The organism is Janthinobacterium kochi (assembly GCF_051380715.1).
Lineage (GTDB): Bacteria > Pseudomonadota > Gammaproteobacteria > Burkholderiales > Burkholderiaceae_D > Janthinobacterium.
In genome coordinates, this window is the sequence record NZ_JBNYXO010000009.1 from 202,723 (window position 1) to 222,836 (window position 20,114).

Sequence of the window (20,114 nt, forward strand, 5' to 3'; positions counted from 1 at the left end):
ATCGGGATACGCCCATTGGCGTATCCCCCCGACGGGTCTGACCCCAGCTTTACAATTCCAATTATCAGTCAGTTAAACACCGTAAGGTATCCACACGTTTTTCACTTGCGACGCATGCGCCAGCACGGCACGGCCGCCGCTTTGCGCGGCGCTGTACCAATCGCGGCCTTTGCCGCCGCCGACCCAGGTGCGCTTCAGGGTGCCGGCCGACAGGCGCTCGACTTCCGCGCAACCGTCAAGCGAGCCGTCATGGCGCCAGACGGCGTCGATATCGGCGTGCGTGGCCAGGGTGCGCGCCAGTTCATCGGCGTTGCCGCTGATGATGTTGACGACGCCGCCCGGCAAGTCGGACGTATCGAACACCTGGTACAGGTCCAGCGCGGAGAGCGGATGCGCTTCCGACGGCACCACCACCACGCGGTTGCCCAGCGCGATGGCCGGCGCCACCAGCGAAATGAAGCCGAGCAAAGGCGCTTCATTCGGGCAAACGATGCCGATTACGCCGACCGCTTCGTTCAGCGCCACGGTGATGCCCTTGGTAGGCGGCTGGTGCGCCAGGCCATCGTACTTGTCGGCCCAGGCGGCGTAGTAGAACAGGCGTTCGATCGATGCCTGCACTTCCTTCTCAGGATTTTTACTGCCCGTCATGGCGGCGATGCGGGCGGCGAATTCGTCGGCGCGTGCTGCCAGATTTTCAGCGATGTAGTACAGCACTTGCGCGCGGTTGTGCGCCGTGGCGCTGGTCCAGCCAGACGCCTTATGCGCCGCTTCGACGGCATTGCGGATATCCTTGCGGCTGCCCACGCCCACTTCGGCCAGCAGGGCGCCATTCGCGCCGAACACAGGTGCGCTGTAGGCGCTGTCAGGGCGTGCCTGCTTGCCGCCGATGTACATCTTGGCCGTGCGATCGATGGCAAACGGATCGGCTGCCGCCGGCTTCACATTGGCCTTGGCCTTCGCTTCCACCACCGGCAAGGCCGGGCGCGCATCTTCGGCCAGGGCCGTCATGTATTCCAGCATGCCTTCGCGGCCGCCTTCACGGCCGAAGCCCGATTCGCGGTAGCCGCCGAAGCCGCAGGCCGCATCGAACTGATTCGCGCTGTTGATCCACACCACGCCAGCCTTGATGGCGGGAGCGATGTCCAACGCGAGACTGATCGACTCGGTCCACACGCTGGCGGCCAGGCCGTACACCGTGTTGTTCGCCAGTTGCACCGCTTCGGGCGGCGTGCGGAAGCTCATGGCGACGAGCACGGGGCCGAAGATTTCAGCCTGCGCCACGGCGGCAGAGGTCGACGCGCCCGTGATCAGGGTGGGTGGGAACCACGAGCCGTCAACGGGCAATTCGCACGCCGGTTGCCACACGTCGCAGCCTTCGGCACGGGCGGTATCGACCAGCGCGGCGATGCGCTGACGCTGCACGGGGTCGACCAGCGCGCCCACGTCCATCGATTTATCGAGAGGCGAACCGAGACGCAGGTTTTCCATGCGCGCGCGCACCTTGTTCAGGAAACGCTCCTGTATCGATTCCTGCACCAACAGGCGCGAACCGGCGCAGCACACTTGTCCCTGGTTGAACCAGATCGAATCGACCAGGCCTTCCACGGCGCCGTCCAGGTCCGCATCTTCAAAGACGATGAATGGCGACTTGCCGCCCAATTCGAGGGACAGCTTCTTACCGCTGCCAGCTGTCGCCTCGCGGATCAAACGGCCCACTTCGGTGGAACCCGTAAACGCGATCTTGTCGACGCCAGGATGGTTGACGATGGCCGAACCCACGCGGCCGTCGCCGGTGACGATATTGACCACGCCGGCCGGCACGCCCGCCTGCACGCACAATTCGGCGAACAGCATGGCGGTGAGCGACGTGAATTCGGCCGGCTTGAAGACCACCGTGTTACCGGCCGCCAGGGCCGGGGCGATTTTCCACGACAGCATCAGCAGGGGGAAATTCCACGGCACGATCTGCCCCACCACGCCCACGGCGCGGTAGTCGGCAAATTCTTCCGACTGCAGCTGCGCCCAGCCGGCGTGATGATAGAAATGGCGCGCGGCCAGCGGCAGGTCGATGTCGCGCGTTTCGCGGATGGTCTTGCCGTTGTCCAGGGTTTCGAGCACGGCGAACAGGCGCGCATGCTTTTGCAGCAGACGGGCCAGCGCGTACATGACTTTCGCGCGGCCGTGGCCACCCATGCCCTGCCATACGGGCAGCGCGCGGCGCGCTGCTGCCACGGCGCGTTCCACATCGGCGTCGGTGGCTTGCGTCAGTTCGGCCAGCTGGCTTCCATCGGCGGGATTGGTCGAGGCGAACAGCTCGGCCGGCTCGCTCCAGGCATTGTCGATGAACAGACCGAATGTGCGCTGGTGGCCATCGAGCCACGCCTGCGCTTCTTTTTGACTTTCGGGAGCAGGGCCGTAGTCCATAGTAGTGAGAATCTCGTTAATTGTTGGCATGACGATTGTTCTTTAAGGTTGTGCGTGACGATGATTGGCCGAGTAGCTGCCGGTGACGTAGTGCTCGAGCTGGCGCTCGATGTCGGTCAGCAGGCTGGAAGCGCCGATGCGGAACAGGTGCGGCTGCAGCCATTCGTTGCCCAGTTCTTCCTTCATCAGGGTCAGGTATTGCAGCGCGCTCTTGGCCGAGCTGACGCCGCCGGCCGGCTTGAAGCCCACCTGGAAACCCGTCTGCTCGTGGTATTCGCGGATCGTGCGCACCATCGTCAGGGCCACGGGGATGGTGGCGTTGACGCCCTCTTTACCGGTGGAGGTCTTGATGAAATCGGCACCGGCCATCATGCAGACCCACGACGCCTTGGCCACGTTTTCCATGGTCAGCAAGTCGCCCGTGGCGAGAATCGCCTTCACGTGCGCGTCACCGCAAGCCTTGCGGTAAGCCAGCATTTCGTCGTACAGCACTTGCCAGTTGCCGTTCAGGACGTGCTGGCGCGTGATGACGATATCGATCTCGGAAGCGCCGGCGGCGACCGACAGTTCGATCTCGCGCAGCTTCGTTTCCATGCTCGTCAAACCGGCCGGGAAACCCGTCGACACGGCGGCGATGGGCAAGCGCCCCTGGATGACCTTCACGGCCGGGGCAATCATCTCGTGGTACACGCACACGGCGCCGGTGCTCAGTTGCGTCAGGCCCAGCGCGTCCATCAGGTCGGCGCGCAGCGGGCGCATGGCCTTCATGCACAGGCGTTCCACGCGGCCCGGCGTATCGTCGCCGCCCAGGGTGGTCAGGTCGATCATCTGGATGGCTTTGACCAGCCAGGCAGCCTGGTATTCCTTTTTCACCGTACGGCGGTTCGCCAGGCTGGCCGCGCGGCGGTCCGTCGCGGCGCGGTTGACGCGGATCTGGTTGATCCAGCCCAGGTCGAGGCCAACGGCCTCGTTACGCTTGAATTCGGGGTGCATGAGTGTCATAACAAGCTGGTTCCATTAGCAAGTGGTGGTACGCCAAGGTGCTTGGCGAGGGTTTGGCCAATATCGGAGAAGGTCTCGGAAATACCCAGTGCGCGCGGGGCGACGCCGGGGCCGAAGAAGATCATCGGAATGTGTTCGCGGGTGTGGTCGGAGCCGTGCCAGGTGGGGTCGCAGCCATGGTCGGCGGTGATCACGACCAGGTCGCCTTCCTTGAGCTTGGCCATGAATTCCGGCAGGCGACCATCCATTTCGCGCAGCGCGTCAGCATAGCCTTCGACGTTGCGGCGGTGGCCGAAGGCCTGGTCGAAATCGACGAAGTTCACGAACGTGAGCGACTTGTCCTGCACTTCATCGGCCGTCTTCAACAGCGCTTCGAACAGCGCCATGTTGTCGACGCCCTTCACGACGCGCGAGATGCCCTGGGTGGCGAAAATGTCGCTGATCTTGCCCAGGCCGACGACTTCGCCGCCCGCATCCTTGACGTGGTCGAGCAGGGTCTTGCTTGGCGGCGCCACCGCATAGTCGTGGCGATTGGACGTGCGCGTGTAGTTGCCATTGCTGCCCGTGAACGGGCGGGCGATGACGCGGCCGATGTTGTACGGTTCGACCAGCTTGAAGGCCATTTCGCACACTGCATACAGGCGTTCAAGGCCGAACGATTCTTCGTGCGCGGCGATCTGCATCACCGAGTCGCCCGAGGTATAGATAATCAGCTTGCCGGTGGCGACGTGCTCGTCACCATGCTTGTTGATGATGTCCGTGCCCGAGGCATGGCAGTCGCCGAGGAAGCCGGGCACGCCGGACAGGGCTTTGAGTTTGTCGGTCAGGTCGGCCGGGAACGATGGCGTGGTGCGGGGAAAATATCCCCAGTCGAATTCGACGGGCACGCCGGCGATTTCCCAGTGGCCGCTCTGCGTGTCCTTGCCGGTGGAGCGCTCGCGCGCCGCGCCGTAGGCGCCGGTAAAACCGTCGCGCTGGTCGAAGCCAGCGGCCCATTCGCCGCTGGCCAGGTGCGCCGCGGCGCCCAGGCCCAGGCGTTCCATGTTCGGGAGTTTCAAGGTCTTGCCGCTTTTGGCGACAGTGCTGGCAATGTGGCCAAAGGTATTGGCACCTGCGTCGCCATACTTGGCGGCGTCTGGCGTCGCGCCAAGGCCGAAGGAATCAAGCAGGAGGATAAATGCGCGTGACATGATAAGGCTCGCTTTATGGAGTGATGCAAAGATGATGCGGACAGTGTAGGCCGGATTTTCCCGGCCTGCCGCGCGGCAGCGCCGGTGGCCGGCACGCCGCTACTGCGTAAAAAGTACTCAGGCTTGCGGCTTTTCAGCAACCTTGGCGAGGAAAGCGAGGATCAGCTTGACCAGGTCTTTCGCGCCGATGGCCGCGTATTTCAGGGTTTGTTCGTGCGACAGGGCGAATGGCGACATGCCTTCGGCCAGGTTGGTGATGACGGATACGCCCACCACTTTCAGGTCGCAATGACGGGCCGAGACCACTTCCGGCACCACGGACATGCCGACCGTGTCGGCGCCCAGGCGGGCCATCATGCGGATTTCGGCGGCCGTTTCGAAGTTCGGGCCCGGGTAGGCGACGAACACGCCTTCGTGCAGGGTGATGCCGCTGGCGGCCGCCGTGTCCTTGACTTGCTGGCGCAGATCGGCATCGTAGGCGTTGGCCATGCTGAAGAAGCGCGGGCCGAAGCGGTCGTCGTTCGGGCCGACCATCGGCGTGCCTGGCAGCAGGTTGATATGGTCGCTGATGGCCACCAGGCTGCCGGCGTCCACTTCAGGGCGCAGGGAACCGGCGGCGTTGGTGACGAACAGCATTTCGCAGCCCAGCAGCTTCAGGGTGCGGATGGCGCTCGTCATCACGCCCATGCCATAGCCTTCATAGAAGTGGCCACGGCCCTTCATGCAGACGACGGCGACGCCCGACAGGGTGCCGATTACCAGTTCGCCGGCATGGCCGTGCACGGTGCTGATCGGGAAACCTGGCAATTCGTCAAAGCTGATGCTGACGGCGTCCGTCATCTGCTCGGCCAACACGCCCAGGCCGGAGCCGAGGATCATCGCCACGCGCGGCTTGAAATTTTCAGGAGCGCGGGCACGGATGATTTCGGCGGCGTGGAAAGGGGTGTTGTTCGACATGGTTATCCTCTGATTGACTAATGATGATGGTTGCTGCCTGCGCGGCAGTACAAGGCAAAATGCTGCGGCCCAGGTATCGGGTAAGTATGGTGTTACAGGTATATCGAAATGCGTATTGCCACTATTTGCCGCCACTATGCATCAAACGAAATATGTATGGCAAATACCATTTTTCTTGCCCATTTATACAATTCAAATATAAATGGCCGATATTATAGTCGAGGCTAGCCCAGGCCTGCCAGGCCCGGGAAATCCATGCATACAAGCTCCATACGAAGGTTTTTTATACCCACTTGGCACAAGCTTGACACCAAACAGACAAATGTTTACAGTTTCAGACAAATGTTTAATCCTTCAGCGAAACCCTTGTGACCGATACCACTAAAAAAGACCAGCTGTACGCACTGATCCGCAACAATCCCTTCATCTCGCAGCAAGACCTGGCGAGCGAGCTGGGCTTGTCGCGCTCGGCCGTGGCCGGCCACATCGCCGGCCTGATCCGCGAGCGGCGTCTGCTGGGACGCGCCTATGTGCTGCCCGACAGCCGCCCCGTGCTGTGCATCGGCGCCGCCAACCTCGACCGCAAGATGCGCACCCTGGCCACCCTGCAGATGGGCACCTCGAATCCCGTGCGCTCGGAAGAGGTGTTTGGCGGCGTGGGCCGCAACATCGCGGAAAACCTCGCCCGCCTGGCCATCCCCGTGGCCCTGCTGACGGCGCTGGGCGACGACGCGGCCGGCCACGCCCTGCAGACGCACGCGGAAGACGCGGGCATCGACATGCGAGGCAGCTTGCATCTGAGCAACACCAGCAGCGGCACCTATACGGCCGTGCTCGATGAGCATGGCGAAATGCTGCTGGCGATGGCCAACATGCAACTCTACGAACAGCTGACCCCGGCCTTCTTGCACAGCCGCCAGCCGCAGCGCGCCGCCGCCGCCCTCACCGTCTGCGACCTGAACCTGGGCCACGACAGCGTGCAGGCACTGCTGGCCGATGCACGCCAGGACGCCGCCCACGCGACGCCGCTGGTCATCGTCGCCGTCTCGCAGCCGAAGATGGCGCATTTGCCGCAAGACCTGACGGGCTTGCATCTGCTGATCCTGAACCGGGGCGAACTGGAAACGCGCGTGGCGCGCGCCTTGCCCACGGCATTCGAGGTGCGCGCCGCCTGCCGCGAAGTGCAGCGCCAAGGCGCGCGCCAGGTGATCGTCACCTGCGGCGGCGAAGGCGTGTACTTCACCGATGGCGACGGCCCGGACGCGCCTGTCGTGCACCTGGCCGCGCGCGAAGTGGACGCCGTCGACGTGACGGGCGCCGGTGACGCGTTTTCCGCCGCCGTCTGCTGGTCGCTCTACCACGACAGCAGCGACTTGAAACTGGCGTGCCGGCGCGGCCTGAAGCTGGCCGCCATGACCCTGGAATCGGCCGCCACCGTCTCCCCCCAGATTTCCGCCGGCGCGCTCGACGACATCGACGATGCCGACCTGGCGCCGCCTCCCCCTACCCTCTTTCAACAGGATTGACACATGACCCAATTACAGAATTTCCTCTTGTTCTCGCAAGAAGTGCTCGCCGCGCGCGCCGCCGGCAAGGCCATCGTGGCGCTGGAATCGACCATCATTTCGCATGGCATGCCGTATCCGCAAAACGTGGAAATGGCGCGCGAAGTGGAACAGATCATCCGTGACGGCGGCGCCGTGCCGGCCACCATCGCCATCATCGGCGGCAAGATCTGCGTGGGCCTGTCGCCCGAGCAGCTGGAATTGCTGGGCACCTCGCCCGACGCCATGAAGGTCAGCCGCCGCGACCTGCCGTTCGTGCTGTCGCAGGGTAAACTGGGCGCCACCACCGTGGCCGCCACCATGATCTGCGCGGAACTGGCCGGTATTTCCGTGTTCGTCACGGGCGGCATCGGCGGCGTGCACCGCGGCGCGGAAACCAGCTTCGACATTTCCGCCGACTTGCAGGAGCTGGCGCACACGTCGGTGGCCGTCGTCTGCGCGGGCGTCAAATCCATCCTCGATATCGGCCTGACCCTGGAATACCTGGAAACCCACGGCGTGCCCGTCATCAGCGTAGGCCAGGAAGGTTTTCCTGCCTTCTTCACGCGCGAAAGCGGCTTCAAGGCCGATTTCCGCCTCGACACGGCCGCCGAGCAGGCTGCTTTCATCGATACGAAATGGCAGCTGGGCTTGAAAGGCGGCGTGATCGTCAGCAACCCCGTGCCGGCCGCGCAAGCGATGCCCAAGGAAGAAATCGATGCCATCACCACGCAGGCGCTGCAGGAAGCGGACGCGGGCGGCGTGAAGGGCAAGCAAGTCACGCCGTTCCTGTTGTCGCGCATCAAGCAATTGACGGATGGCCGCAGCCTGGCGACGAATATCGCGCTGGTCAAGCACAATGCCCAGGTGGGCACCGCGCTGGCCATTGCCATGCAGGCAGTGGTGGCACGATAATAGGACCGCTGTAAAGAAAGCGCGCATGCCTGCATCAAGGTCTGCGCGCCGTTCCATCGCCAGGCACCACGCAACGCCAAGGAAAGCATGTCCATCGATCTGAAACAGTTAAAGTATTTTCTTGCCGTCGCCGAGGAGAAAAGCTTCAGCCGCGCCGCCGAGCGCCTGCATATCTCGCAGCCGCCGTTGAGCCAGCAGATCATGAAACTGGAAAGCGAACTGGGCGTGCGCCTGTTTGCGCGCACCACGCGCACGTTCGAACTGACCGTGGCGGGCAAGGCACTGATGAATGAAGCGGCCGAGCTGCTGGCCAAGATGCGCATGACCATCGACACCATCCGCCAGATCGACCGCGGCGAAGTGGGCCGCTTGCGCGTGGGCATCGTCGGCTCGGCCATGTGGGGCCCCATCCCCAGCCTGCTGGAAGAGTTCCAGAGCAAATTTCCCCGCGTCAGCTGGACCATCCATGAATTCGGCCCCACGGTGCAGTACGAGGCGCTGCGCGCCAAGCAGATCGACGTGGGTTTCTGGCGCGAACCGAAACTCAATGACGACGACTTGCGCCACGATAATCTGCGCCAGGAACTGTGCTTCCGCGAAAACGTCTGCGTGGCCGTCAACGAACACCATCCGCTGGCCAAAAACACGGCCATCGAGCTGATCGACATCGCCCACGAGCCGATGCTCACCCTGAACCTCGACAAATCCGCGTTTCCCCGCTATCTGGTGCAATGCTGCATCAATGCCGGTTTCGAACCCGTGATTTTCCAGGAAGCGAGCGAGCCGCAAACCCTGCTGGCCATGGTGGGCGCGGGCCTGGGCGTGACCCTGGTGCCGGAAACGACGAGCCGCATCGGCTGGCCCGGCGTCGTCTTCCTGCCGATCAAGACCAATCCGCCGTCGGCCAACCTGTACATCAGCTACACCACGCTCGACGACGCTCCCGTCGTGCGCGCCTTCCTGAATATCATCAATCCCCCGTCAGCCTGACGCGACCCGGTCTGACGCGGCCAATTTATATGACTTTCATATAAATAGTTAAACAAAAACGTATTTGTCATACATATCTGGCATGATGCATAGTGATTCGGACGCCCATCGTGGCGCCGGTCCTGCGCCTGCCCTGCCCGTCCATTGACGGCGTATTCCAGCCCGCTCCGGCAGCCCCATTCGATGTTGTAACTATAAAAGAGACGGGGTGCGACTGTTGCATGAGCATCACACTGTCGACATAAAAGCACGCAAGGCCGGCAATGATCTTGTTCAATACGGTGCAATGTTGATAAGGAATCATTATCTCGTGCATCAAAAACAGGCTAAATCGGCCCCAAATTATATGTTTCACCTATAAAAAATATACAATATCGATCTTCCAGGAGCCAATTCATGAAACTTACACAATTTAGTTTGACGATCGCAGCCGTATTTCTGACTGCTCAAGCGTCCGCGGCTACCCCAAAACTGGGTGTCGTGTATGACGCGGGCGGCAAGTTCGACAAGTCGTTCAACCAATCCGCTTTCGAAGGCGCCTCGCGCTTCAAAAAAGACACAGGCATTTCCTTCATCGAAGTGCAAGCCTCAAGCGATACGCAGGCCGAGCAAGTCATGCGCGGCCTGGCCCGCAAGAAACTCGACATGATCGCCGCCATCGGCTTTGCGCAAACGCAAGCCGTGCAAAAGGTCGCAAAAGAATTCCCGAACGTAAAATTCGTGCTGATCGACGGCCAGGCCGCCGGCAGCAACGTCAATTCCGTCGTCTTCAAGGAAGAAGAAGGCTCCTACCTGGTGGGCGTGGCTGCAGCCATGGCTAGCAAGAGCAAGAAGGTCGGCTTCATCGGCGGTATCGATATTCCCCTGATCCGCAACTTCGCCTGCGGCTACGCGCAAGGCGTCAAGGCAGTCAATGCGAAGACGGAAATCACGCAAAACATGGTCGGCACCACGTCCGGCGCCTGGAATGACCCGGCCAAGGGTGGCGAACTGGCCCGCTCGCAATTCGAACGCGGCGTCGATGTCGTCTTCGCCGTGGCTGGAGGCAGCGGCATGGGCACGCTGCAAATGGCCAAGGAAAAAGGCAAGCTGGCGATCGGTGTCGATTCGAACCAGAATGGTTTGTACCCGGGCAGCATCCTGACTTCGATGGTCAAGCGCGTCGACAACACCGTGTATGACAGTTTCATGCAAGTCAAGAACGGCACCTGGAAGGGCGGCGTCAGCTATAAAGGCTTGAAAGAAGGCGGCGTGGATTGGGCGCTCGACGCCAACAACCGCAAGCTGATTACGCCAGAAATCGAAAAGCGCGTGTTGGGTGCGCGTAAGGACATTATCGATGGCAAGATCAAAGTGATCGATTACCGCGTCGGCAGCAGCTGCCCGGTTTAATTTTTCTCCGTATCTTCTAGCGCGCCGCCGGGGCCTGTCTCCGCGCGGCGCGTTTCCATGAAACTATCCAGTTATGAACCTATGCAGCCAGCAGTAGAATTTCGCAGCATTTCCAAGCAGTTTGGACATGTGAAGGCGAACGCCGACGTCAGCTTCTCCATCGCCAAGGGCAGTATCCACGGCCTGGTGGGGGAAAACGGCGCCGGCAAATCGACCTTGATGAGCATCCTGTACGGGTATTACCGTGCCGACGGCGGAGAAATCCTGCTCGACGGAAAAGTACAGCCTATCCGCAACAGCCAGGAAGCGATCAATCTCGGCATCGGCATGGTGCACCAGCATTTCATGCTGGTCGAGAACTTCACCGTCCTCGACAATATCATGCTGGGCACGGAGGGCGGGTTTCGCCTGGCCAGCCACCGTGCCGAAGCGGAAGCCAAGCTGCGCGACATTTGCGCGCGCTACCGCCTCGACGTGGACCCGCTGGCGAAGATCGAAGACCTCTCCGTCGGTGCGCAGCAACGCGTGGAAATTCTCAAGCAGATTTACCGCAGCGCCAACATCCTGATCCTCGACGAGCCGACGGCCGTGCTGACGGCGCAGGAAACGGCATCGCTGTTTGAAATCCTGCGCCTGTTCAAGGAGCAAGGCAAGACCATCATCCTGATCACGCACAAGCTGCAAGAGATCCTGGAAATCACCGACAACGTCACCGTCATGCGCGGCGGCACGGTGGTGGGCGCCGTTGCCACTGCGACCACCTCGAAAGAGGAACTGGCCAATATGATGGTGGGCCGCCCCATCCAGAGCCACTTGCCGCGCGCGCCCTACAATCCGGGCGCCACGGTGCTGGAAGTGGACGGTTTGCAACTGGCCGACGCGCAACAGGTCAAACTGCTGGCCGACATCGGTTTCAACTTGCGCGCCGGCGAAATCGTCGCCATTGCGGGTGTTTCCGGCAATGGCCAGAGCGAACTGCTGGAAATTCTGTCCGGCATGCGCTTGCCTACTTCGGGCAAGCTGCGCTTCCTGGGCAAGGACTTGCCGTTTGCCAAGCGCACTGACGCCGACGGCTTGCCGCTGGCCTTCCGCGACCTGGGCATCGCCCATATTCCGGAAGACCGCTTGCGCGATGGCGTGGTGAAAAATTTCTCCGTCATGCAAAACACCATCCTCGGTTACCAGGACCACCTGAAAAACCGCTGGGGCCTGTTCAACTTCAAGGCCATCGGCGCGCGCTGCGCGGAGCTGCTGAAGACCTTCGACGTGCGTCCGGCCAATCCGGACCTGCGCATCGGTTTATTGTCAGGCGGTAACCAGCAAAAGGTGGTGATCGCGCGCGAAGTGCTGGCCAAGCCGAAACTGATGCTGGTGGGGCAACCCACGCGCGGCGTCGACATCGGCACCATCGAAAGTATCCATACGCAATTGCTGGCCCTGCGCGACGCGGGCGTGGCGATCCTGCTGGTGTCCGTCGAACTGGAAGAAGTGCGGGCGCTGGCCGATCGCATTCTGGTCATGTGCGGCGGACGCATCACCGGCGAACTGAAAATTGAAGAATTCGATACCACCCGCATCGGTCTGTTGATGGGGGGAATGCATAAATCATGAATAACGACTTGCCACGCTGGGCGACAGCCTTTGTCATGCCCATGTTAAACCTGCTGTCGGCCTTGCTGGTCGCAGCCCTGGTGATTTATATGCTGGGCGAAGACCCGGCCGAATCGCTGGGTATCCTCGTCAACAGCGCCATCCTCAACCCGGAAGGCTTGAGTTATACGCTGTTCTACGCCAGCACCTTCATTTTCACGGGCCTGTCGGTCTCCGTGGCGATGCAGGCCGGCCTGTTCAATATCGGTTCCGAAGGCCAGATGTATATCGGCGGCCTGGGCTTGACGGTGGCCATGCTGGCCTTCGACCAGACCCTGCCCGCCTGGCTCCTGATTCCGGCGGCCATGCTCGGTGCGGCCCTGTTCGGCGCGCTGTGGGGCTTCTTGCCCGGCTATCTGCAAGCCAAGCGCGGCAGCCACATTGTGGTGACCACCATCATGTTCAACTTCATCGCCGCCAGCCTGATGAACTTCATTATCGTGAAATATCTGATTCCGCCGGGCGAGCAAAACACGGCCAGCCGCGTGTTTGCGGAAAGCGGCGAAATGCCGCGCCTCTCCACCTGGTTCCCATCCTTGGGCGACACGCCGCTGAACATCAGTTTTATTCTGGCGATCGCCGCGCTGGTCATCTATGGCGTGATGGTCTGGCGCTCGTCGTGGGGCTTCAAGCTGCGCGCCACGGGTCTCAACAAGCATGCGGCCCACTATGCGGGCGTATCGATCAGCAAGATGATCATCATCGTCATGCTCATTTCCGGCGCGCTGGCGGGCCTAGGCTCCGTCAATTCCATCATGGGTTCGACGCATTATCTGTCGCTCAATTTTGTGGGCGGCGCCGGCTTCATCGGCATCGCCATCGCCCTGATGGGCCGCCAGCATCCGGTCGGCATCTTCCTGTCGGCCGTGCTGTTCGGCGCACTGATACAGGGCGGTTTTGATTTGTCGCTGGAAAAACCGAATATCCCGACGGAAACGTTCATTTTCATCCAGGGCTTGATCATCCTGTTCTGCGGCGCCATGGAAAACTTCTACGCACCGGCCATTTCCGCCCTGCTCAAGCGCACCAAAGGCTAACACCATGACACTCGACGACTTTCATTTCGCCAGCATCCTGGTATCGACCGTGCGCAATGCGCCCGTCCTGATCTTTGCCGCCATGGCTGGCCTGTTTGCCGAACGCAGCGGCATGATCGACATCGGCCTGGAAGGCAAGATCCTGGCCAGCGCCTTCGCTTCCGCCGCCGTGGCCTACACGACGCAAAACCCGTATTACGGCATGGCTGCCGGCATGCTGGTCTGCGTCGCCCTGGCCCTGCTGCAGGCTTACGTCAGCATCACGCAAAAGGGCAATCAGCTGGTGGCCGGCATGGCCATCAACATCGCCATGAGCGGCCTGACGTTTGTGCTGGCGCAGTTTTTCTTCCAGCAAGGCGGCCGCACGCCCGACCTCGGTTCAGCGCGGCTGTTCGACGTGGTCTTGCCAGGTACGCAGTATGTGGAACACATTCCCTTCATCGGCTGGGTATATGCCCATCTGATCGGCGGCCATTCCATCCTCGTCTACGTGGCCTTCCTCCTGATTCCGCTCGTGCACTGGCTGCTGTACCACACGCGCTTCGGCCTGCGCCTGCGTGCCTGCGGCGAAAACCCGCATGCGGCCGACTCGGCTGGCGTGAGCGTGGAAGCGACGCGCTACCTGGCCATGCTGGTGGCCGGCATCCTGTGCTCGTTCTCGGGCGCGTATCTTGCCATCGTGCAAAGCGGCTTCTTCCTGCGCGACATGTCGGCCGGCGCCGGCTACCTGGCCCTGACGGCCATGGTGTTCGGCAACTGGCGTCCCGTCTACACCTTCCTCGGCTGTCTGATGTTCGGCTTCTTCGCCGCCATCCAGATCCAGATCGAAGGCGTGGACTTGCCTGTCGTGGGCCGCATCCCCGGCTCCTTGATCCAGATGGTGCCGTACGTGGTCACGGTGATCGTGCTGGCAGGCTTGATGGCAAAATCCATCGCCCCAAAAGCCATTGGTATCCCATTCGTCAAATCTCGTTAAATTTCAACGAGCGAATGCAAAAGCGAAGCCCGCGGGCTTCGCTTTTTTTATGCCTGTGCAATCTCGTCCAGCGAACAATACACGGGCAAACCCAGGCTGCGCGCTACAGCCACCATCTGGTCCGCTCCGCCAGACGCACCGCCTATCCTCAGCACGGCATCGCAGTGGCTGAGCAGGCGCGTCGCATGCGCGTGGAACAGTTCCTCATACACGGCGTCGCCCACCTGACGCGAACCAGCCAGCGCCAGCATGGGCAAGGCCAGCCATTCGCCGAGCACGGGCATGTGGCCAGCTGCGTACAAGGGCAGGCAGACGGCTTGCATGGCCGCCACATTTTCCGCCATCAGGGCGGGATCGTCACCCGTGCCCGAGCGGTAGGGGCCGGCAACCAGTATCTGCATGCCCTGATTCACCGGCATCAAGTGCAATTGCGCATGCTGCAGCAGCATGATGGTCTTGCCGTCGCAGATGCGGCCATCGGCCACCATCCGCATGGCTTGCGCCAGGGGCAATTCCAGCACTTCGATATCCTCGCCCTCGTGCGCCAGGCCGCCGCCTTCGCCGATGCGGCTGGCAGGGTCGTATTCGGCGACAAAGAAATGCAAGCGCTCCGTCACGGAACCGGGGCTCATGAAGGCTTCGAAGACCTTGTGCACGGCGCCCACCGCATAGCCCGTTTCCTCCTCCACTTCGGCGCGGATGCGCTGCTCCGCACTGGCCTCTTCCAGCAAGCCGGCCGCTGATTCAATCAGGAAACCATCGTGGCCGTCGCGGTAGGTGGGAAAGCGGAACTGGCGGATCAGAATCACCGTGCGCTTGATTTTGTTGTACAGCAGGATAGTGGCCCCATCGCCGCGGTCATAGGTTTCCCGCGTCTGCGTTTGCCATTCGCCATCGTGGCGCAGATAGTCGAACGTAGTCTTTTGCAGCAGATACCAGTCGTGCGACAGGGTCTGCACTCCCTGGATGCGTACCCGCTCCGATCCCAGATTGTCTTCGCGCATGTCGTCTCCTTGTGCTTGCGTTGTGCTTGCCTTGATCGACTTTATCATGCAAACTCGTGCAATATCAAGAAAATACAAGAAAAATCATGCTCACACAGCAACGCAAACAATACCTGCTGGACTTGCTCCAGCGCGAAGGCCAGCTCGTCGCCAGGGCCGTCAGCGATGCCTTGGGCTTGTCGGAAGACACGATACGGCGCGACCTGCGCGAACTGGCGAAGGAGGGATTATTGGAGCGCGTGCACGGCGGCGCCCTGCCCTTGCTGTCCCGTTCGCCTGCGCTGGCACCGTTTGCGGCCCGCGAACATATTTCGCCACAAGCCAAGCCCGCCATCGGCCGCGCGGCAGGCGCCATGATACAAACGGGGCAGGTGGTGTTCCTCGACGGCGGCACGACCGCAGTGCAACTGGCCCGCCAGCTGCCGCGCGAATTGCACGCCACCATCGTCACGCACAGTCCGTCGATTGCCGTCGAGCTGGTGAATCACCCATCGATCGAGGTACTGATGCTGGGCGGGCGCCTGTACAAGCACTCGATCGTGGGTGTCGGCGCGGCGACAGTGGAAGCCATCGGCCGCATTCGCGCCGACCTGTATTTCATGGGCGTGTCCAGCCTGCATCCGCAAGCGGGCATCACCACCGGCGACTATGAAGAAGCGTGCGTGAAACGCGCGCTGAGCGAGGCGTCAAGCCGCACCATCGTGCTGGCCTCGCCGGAAAAGTTCAATACGGCCTCGCCGTTCCAAATTGCTCCCTTGAGCCAGGTCAACGACATCATCGTGCACCGCGACGTGGACGACGCCCTCGTCGCGCCCTACCGCGAGATGGGAATCAACATCACCCTGGCATGAAAAAAGCGGCCCGCAGGCCGTTCTCGAATGACATTTTTATTGCGGCCAAATCGATTGCAACACGGCCGCCAGGTGATAGCCGCCCTCGATCAGCTGCTGCTTCGCCAGCGCCGAGCTGGGCACGGGATAGTTGTCCGGCACCGTCAAGGTCCACACGTTATAGACATCGCCCTTGCGGCTGGTCTGCTGCGTGGCCGGGCCGGCCACCACGTCCGTGAAAGCAATCTTCGACGCCGCCAGCGAGGCATTGGCCCACTGATACGGCCAGGTGGCGGGGTCGCCAGTATTGCCGCTCACATCGGGCGCGCTGGCGATCACGGTGCGGGCGAACTGCTGCGGCGTGCGCGTGCTCAGGCGGCGCATGGCGTAGTCGACCACGGTCGTGTCCCAGTACGCATGCAGGGGCTTGGTGGGCGACTTCGGGTATGCGCTGGCAAGCTTGGCTTCGCCCTCTTCTGCCGGCAGCGGCGCGGGGATCACGGCGTCCGACAGCGCCGTCATCTTCGCATCGTCGAGCAACAAGTCGTTGCCGCCGCGTGCATTGAAAATGGCGACGTCGTCAATCTGCGCCTGCATGGCGGGCACGAAAAACTGGCCATCCTTGCCGAGAAACGCATTGCCCACATGCAAAGGCTGGTGGATATCGCCCACCAGGTGGGTGATCAGGATCAGTGCTTCGCGCTGGCTGAAGCCGTGCGGATTGCTGGACGCATCAGCCTTGCCCTGCAATACCAGGATCGCCTGTTTCAAGGTTTGCACGATATCGTCGTCAGCCGTGCCCACGCCATGGTCATGGTAGTGCGCATTCTGGAAAGGCACGTTCGTGTAATGGTATTGGCCATGCTTGGGGTTTGCCGCCACATACGTCAGCATTTCCGGCGATTGCGGGCCGCAATACGTGCCCTTCACGCAATCGGGCCAGTTGGCGATCTTTTCCAGGCTTTCGCCGGGCAACAGCAACTTGGCCACTTGCGCCTGTGCCGCGCTACCCTTGAGCAATTGATCGGCGATGGCACCCACGGCGCGGTGGCCGTCATTGCCCCAGGCCAGGACGTTGCCGGAAGCAAAAGCGGCACCTAGCGCCAGCACGGTCATCAATTTTTTCACGCTTACTCCTTTGCTTGCGGCGCTGCCTTGGCCGGTTTCGGATACTGCCTGTTGATGTCGATGGGCTGCGCATACGCCGAGCTCCACGTCTGCTCATGCAGGGCGGCGATGCGCTGCGCCATGGCATCGTTGCGCAATACCACTTCCAGGTTGCGCGACAAGTCGAAATAACCGCCCGCCCAGTTGCTCGTGCCGACCCAGGCCAGCTTGCCATCGATGCTCATGGTCTTGCTGTGGATCACGCGCGCAAATGGAATGAAGCCCGTCGAGGCCGTGGGAATCGTCACGATGCGGATTTCCACGTTCGGCACCAGGGCCAGGCTTTTCAGGTAGGCAATGGCAGGCGCTTCCGTGTTCCAGCTTGACACCATCAGCTTGATCTTGACGCCACGCTGGGCGGCGGCGCGCACGGCGTTGTCGATCACGGCGTAGTAAGGCCGCGTGCGGTTCGGGCCATACGACAGTGGCGCGTAATCGAGCAACTGGATGCGCACTTCATTTTTCGCTTCCGCCAGCAAGGCGGGCAAACCCGTTTCCGAGTCGCCCACGCCAGCCGGGTTGTACGCATTCGGGCTGGCCAGCAGGAAAGCGTTCTGCGCGTAATTGGCGGGCACCACCTTACTGTTGAGCACCGTGGCCCGGCCGCCTTGCGACGTCAGCGCCTGGGCTTGCCAATCCTGCTCGAAGATGGCTTGCACCTGGCTCACCATCGTCGCTTCCGTGATCTTCAAGCCCGTTTCATGGATGTGCTCGAACGAGCGCCAGTCGAAGTTCTGGCTGCCGATATATGCGACCTCACCATCGACGGCCAGGTATTTCGCGTGCACGATGCCATTGCCCGTGATTTTATTGAAATCGATCAGGCGCAAGTCCAGGTTCGGAATCGCCTTGATCCGGGCGATGGTCGCCACTTCCGACAGGCCCACGCCCTTCTGGTCCAGCAGGAAGCGGATCTTCACGCCACGCTGGCCGGCGGCCGTCAGGCTCGCCAGCACCTTTTCAAAAGCCGTACCTGGTTTACTGACGGCATAGAACTGGGCGATGACGATCTCTTTTTTTGCCGAATCGAACAGCTCGCGCCACACGGCGACGGGCTCGCGCAGGTCGGGATTCGTCAAGCTCGTTTCCACGGGCGAGGTGTGCACCAGCTCAAAGCCGGGAATGGTGAAATCGGCGTGGGCCGTGCCCGCGAACAGGGTAGTGACGAACAGGGAAACAGATAAACGACGCATGGTTATTCCTTGTAAATTATTTGACGCGCACGATGCGGCCCGCTGGCGTGGCGCTGCCGGCCGGCTTGCCTGCGCGCGCACGGGCGATCAGGTAATCGCTGAAGGCGTCGATGTCGCGCACGCCCGTGTCGAGTCGGCGCGTGCCCGCCGCCAGCACGGTGAAACGGTCGCCGCCGCCAGCGAGGAAACTGTTAGCAGCGACACGGTATTGTTGATTGTCTTCAAGAGCAATGCCATTGAGCATGATGCTGCCCGGTAGCACGCGCTGGCCTTGCGGCTGCGTGCTGTCCCAGCGATACGTAAAACCTTCGGACACTTGCAACAGGTTGTTGTCTTCCGCTACCGCGCCCGGCCATTGCTGCTCAAGCAAGGTACGGATTTGCGCGCCAGAAAGACTCACCACGATCAGCGTATTGCCGAACGGGACAACTGCCTGGTTCTGACCCACGTTCGTCATCAGGTCGGCGCCCGCTTCCAGGTCCTTGCGGATGCCGCCATTGTTCATCAAGCCGATTTGCGCGCCAAAAGCGCGCGCGCCGAACAGGGTGCTGTCGGCCACCAGGTCGCCCAGCGCGGAAGCGCCACTGCCCTTGGTACTGCGGCCCACGTTCGGCACGGCGATGGCGGCCACGGGACGCGACAATTCTTGCGCGCTGCGCTGCTTGACCGATTCCAGGTAGGCAGCGACGGCCGGGTCCGGCTCATACATGCCTGGCAACATGACGACGTTGTGCGCGCTGGCATCGATCAGCGCATTCTTGACGGGATCGACCTTGAGCTTGATGCGCGTCAGCATGTGCCCGCCCATCTGTGCCTGCGTCACGAGGCGGCCATCGACGCGACACAGATAACCCTGGTGCGAATGACCGCTGATGACCAGTTGAATGGCCGGGTCGAGGCGTTTCACCACGTCGACCACTTCGCCTTTCAGGTGGCTGCAATCGGGCTGGTCGACCGCTTCCTTCGTCTCGCCGCCCTGGTGCAGCAGCACGACGAACACGCCCACGCCTTGCGCGCGCAGCTGCGGCAAGGTGGCGTTGATGGCGTCCGCTTCATCGCCAAACTGCAGGCCGGCAATGCCGGCGGCAGTCACCACGGACGGCGTATCTTTCAGCACGGCGCCGATCAGGCCCACCTTGACGCCATGCGCCTCTTCGATGCGGTAGGCCGGCAGCAGCGACTTGCCCGTTTGCGTGTCGATCACGTTGGCGGCCATATAGGTGTAGCTGGCGCCCTTGAAGTCGGGCGTGAACTTGCACGCCTTGTCGGCGCGCGACGACTCGCAACCGCCGCGCTGCTGGCGCAGCAACTCCGCCTTGCCCTGGTCAAATTCATGGTTGCCGACCGAACTGGCCTTCATGCCCAGCATGTTCATGGCCACGATGCTCGGTTCGTCGGCCCACAGCGCCGACATGGCGGGGCTAGCGCCGACCAGGTCGCCATTGCCGACAAAAATCAGCTGCGCATCTTCGCGCCGCCAGGCCTTCAATGCGCCGGACAAGGTATCGATGCCGCCGGCCTGCACCGTCTTGCGCTCGGCATCGGCAACACTCGTGTAGGTAAATTTGCTGCGGTCGAGATTGCCGTGGAAGTCGTTCAGGGCAACCAGGTTGATATCGACAGAGGTCGCGGAAGGCGCGGGAGGCGTGGAAGGTGCGGCACAGGCGGCCAGCAGCAAGGTCAGGGCCGCCGCTGCGGCGAGTGGTGTCAGATGATGTTTCATGGTCCCCACGTAGTCATCGTTGTCAAAAAAATCTGTCTCGTCCGGGGGGACGCCAAGCGCCGCAAGCCCATCAGAGTATCCAAGAAAGCAGAACATAAACGAAAAAACGGCCGGTGTCGC

The 20,114-nt window shown here is 61.8% G+C and carries 15 protein-coding genes and 1 pseudogene; 8 read left to right on the plus strand and 8 right to left on the minus strand.

Going from position 1 to position 20,114, the window contains the following annotated elements; translation table 11 throughout:
- Positions 1-72: 72 nt before the first annotated feature.
- The 4 genes from ACQ4WL_RS19785 to xapA form a co-directional block, all read right to left on the minus strand.
- The gene (locus tag ACQ4WL_RS19785; protein WP_436511274.1) at positions 73-2,454 is read right to left on the minus strand and encodes an aldehyde dehydrogenase family protein; all 2,382 of its coding nucleotides are present in this window, start codon (positions 2,452-2,454) and stop codon (positions 73-75) included.
- A gap of 12 nt (positions 2,455-2,466) precedes the next feature.
- Complete coding sequence (gene deoC / locus ACQ4WL_RS19790) at positions 2,467-3,426, minus strand: deoxyribose-phosphate aldolase (protein WP_298406685.1); 960 nt, start codon at positions 3,424-3,426, stop codon at positions 2,467-2,469.
- Complete coding sequence (locus tag ACQ4WL_RS19795; protein ID WP_298406683.1) at positions 3,423-4,616, minus strand: phosphopentomutase; 1,194 nt, start codon at positions 4,614-4,616, stop codon at positions 3,423-3,425. The genes deoC and ACQ4WL_RS19795 overlap by 4 nt, the downstream gene beginning before the upstream one ends.
- A 117-nt stretch (positions 4,617-4,733) precedes the next feature.
- Positions 4,734-5,573: a xanthosine phosphorylase gene (gene xapA / locus ACQ4WL_RS19800; protein WP_436511275.1), complete on the minus strand. Its 840-nt coding sequence runs from the start codon at positions 5,571-5,573 to the stop codon at positions 4,734-4,736.
- Positions 5,574-5,941: 368 nt separating this feature from the next.
- On the opposite strand from xapA, the gene ACQ4WL_RS19805 reads away from it, so the two are divergent.
- The 7 genes from ACQ4WL_RS19805 to ACQ4WL_RS19835 all read left to right on the plus strand — a co-directional run bounded on the left by ACQ4WL_RS19805 (position 5,942) and on the right by ACQ4WL_RS19835 (position 14,077).
- Positions 5,942-7,099: a carbohydrate kinase gene (locus ACQ4WL_RS19805; protein ID WP_426054449.1), complete on the plus strand. Its 1,158-nt coding sequence runs from the start codon at positions 5,942-5,944 to the stop codon at positions 7,097-7,099.
- A 3-nt stretch (positions 7,100-7,102) separates the two neighbouring features.
- Positions 7,103-8,032, plus strand: a complete 930-nt coding sequence (locus ACQ4WL_RS19810; protein ID WP_436511276.1) for a pseudouridine-5'-phosphate glycosidase — start codon at positions 7,103-7,105, stop codon at positions 8,030-8,032.
- An 87-nt stretch (positions 8,033-8,119) separates the two neighbouring features.
- Positions 8,120-9,022 carry a LysR family transcriptional regulator gene (locus ACQ4WL_RS19815; protein WP_436511277.1) on the plus strand — a complete coding sequence of 301 codons (903 nt, stop codon included), beginning with the start codon at positions 8,120-8,122 and terminating at the stop codon, positions 9,020-9,022.
- Between the two features lie 396 nt (positions 9,023-9,418).
- Positions 9,419-10,414 carry a BMP family lipoprotein gene (locus ACQ4WL_RS19820; RefSeq protein WP_426074210.1) on the plus strand — a complete coding sequence of 332 codons (996 nt, stop codon included), beginning with the start codon at positions 9,419-9,421 and terminating at the stop codon, positions 10,412-10,414.
- Between the two features lie 81 nt (positions 10,415-10,495).
- Entirely contained in the window at positions 10,496-12,025 is a 1,530-nt protein-coding gene (locus ACQ4WL_RS19825) for an ABC transporter ATP-binding protein (RefSeq protein WP_436511278.1), read from the plus strand.
- Entirely contained in the window at positions 12,022-13,101 is a 1,080-nt protein-coding gene (locus ACQ4WL_RS19830) for an ABC transporter permease (RefSeq protein WP_141171837.1), read from the plus strand. The genes ACQ4WL_RS19825 and ACQ4WL_RS19830 overlap by 4 nt, the downstream gene beginning before the upstream one ends.
- A gap of 4 nt (positions 13,102-13,105) precedes the next feature.
- The gene (locus tag ACQ4WL_RS19835) at positions 13,106-14,077 is read left to right on the plus strand and encodes an ABC transporter permease (RefSeq protein ID WP_086145100.1); all 972 of its coding nucleotides are present in this window, start codon (positions 13,106-13,108) and stop codon (positions 14,075-14,077) included.
- Between the two features lie 419 nt (positions 14,078-14,496).
- On the opposite strand, the pseudogene ACQ4WL_RS19840 reads toward ACQ4WL_RS19835, so the two are convergent.
- A pseudogene (locus ACQ4WL_RS19840) lies at positions 14,497-15,081 on the minus strand (ADP-ribose pyrophosphatase); the annotation flags it as partial.
- Between the two features lie 86 nt (positions 15,082-15,167).
- On the opposite strand from ACQ4WL_RS19840, the gene ACQ4WL_RS19845 reads away from it, so the two are divergent.
- A complete protein-coding gene (locus ACQ4WL_RS19845) occupies positions 15,168-15,932 on the plus strand; it encodes a DeoR/GlpR family DNA-binding transcription regulator (protein WP_436511279.1) in 765 nt (254 codons plus the stop codon).
- 36 nt (positions 15,933-15,968) lie between these two features.
- Here the strand turns inward: ACQ4WL_RS19845 and ACQ4WL_RS19850 are convergent, their stop codons facing one another.
- The 3 genes from ACQ4WL_RS19850 to ACQ4WL_RS19860 are packed head-to-tail and all read right to left on the minus strand — an operon-like array spanning position 15,969 to position 19,994.
- Positions 15,969-17,039, minus strand: a complete 1,071-nt coding sequence (locus tag ACQ4WL_RS19850) for a S1/P1 nuclease (RefSeq protein WP_436511280.1) — start codon at positions 17,037-17,039, stop codon at positions 15,969-15,971.
- 2 nt (positions 17,040-17,041) lie between these two features.
- Positions 17,042-18,271 (minus strand): phospholipase D-like domain-containing protein, encoded by a 1,230-nt coding sequence (locus ACQ4WL_RS19855; RefSeq protein ID WP_436511281.1) that lies wholly within the window; start codon positions 18,269-18,271, stop codon positions 17,042-17,044.
- Between the two features lie 16 nt (positions 18,272-18,287).
- Positions 18,288-19,994 (minus strand): bifunctional metallophosphatase/5'-nucleotidase, encoded by a 1,707-nt coding sequence (locus ACQ4WL_RS19860; RefSeq protein WP_436511282.1) that lies wholly within the window; start codon positions 19,992-19,994, stop codon positions 18,288-18,290.
- Positions 19,995-20,114: the final 120 nt, after the last annotated feature.

Bases quoted from the DNA above. Each gene is read 5' to 3' on its own strand.
- ACQ4WL_RS19785 (WP_436511274.1), bottom strand. From the start codon at position 2,454: ATGCCAACAATTAACGAGATTCTCACTACTATGGACTACGGCCCTGCT.
- deoC (WP_298406685.1), bottom strand. From the start codon at position 3,426: ATGACACTCATGCACCCCGAATTCAAGCGTAACGAGGCCGTTGGCCTC.
- ACQ4WL_RS19795 (WP_298406683.1), bottom strand. From the start codon at position 4,616: ATGTCACGCGCATTTATCCTCCTGCTTGATTCCTTCGGCCTTGGCGCG.
- xapA (WP_436511275.1), bottom strand. From the start codon at position 5,573: ATGTCGAACAACACCCCTTTCCACGCCGCCGAAATCATCCGTGCCCGC.
- ACQ4WL_RS19810 (WP_436511276.1), top strand. From the start codon at position 7,103: ATGACCCAATTACAGAATTTCCTCTTGTTCTCGCAAGAAGTGCTCGCC.
- ACQ4WL_RS19815 (WP_436511277.1), top strand. From the start codon at position 8,120: ATGTCCATCGATCTGAAACAGTTAAAGTATTTTCTTGCCGTCGCCGAG.
- ACQ4WL_RS19820 (WP_426074210.1), top strand. From the start codon at position 9,419: ATGAAACTTACACAATTTAGTTTGACGATCGCAGCCGTATTTCTGACT.
- ACQ4WL_RS19825 (WP_436511278.1), top strand. From the start codon at position 10,496: ATGCAGCCAGCAGTAGAATTTCGCAGCATTTCCAAGCAGTTTGGACAT.
- ACQ4WL_RS19830 (WP_141171837.1), top strand. From the start codon at position 12,022: ATGAATAACGACTTGCCACGCTGGGCGACAGCCTTTGTCATGCCCATG.
- ACQ4WL_RS19835 (WP_086145100.1), top strand. From the start codon at position 13,106: ATGACACTCGACGACTTTCATTTCGCCAGCATCCTGGTATCGACCGTG.
- ACQ4WL_RS19845 (WP_436511279.1), top strand. From the start codon at position 15,168: ATGCTCACACAGCAACGCAAACAATACCTGCTGGACTTGCTCCAGCGC.
- ACQ4WL_RS19855 (WP_436511281.1), bottom strand. From the start codon at position 18,271: ATGCGTCGTTTATCTGTTTCCCTGTTCGTCACTACCCTGTTCGCGGGC.
- ACQ4WL_RS19860 (WP_436511282.1), bottom strand. From the start codon at position 19,994: ATGAAACATCATCTGACACCACTCGCCGCAGCGGCGGCCCTGACCTTG.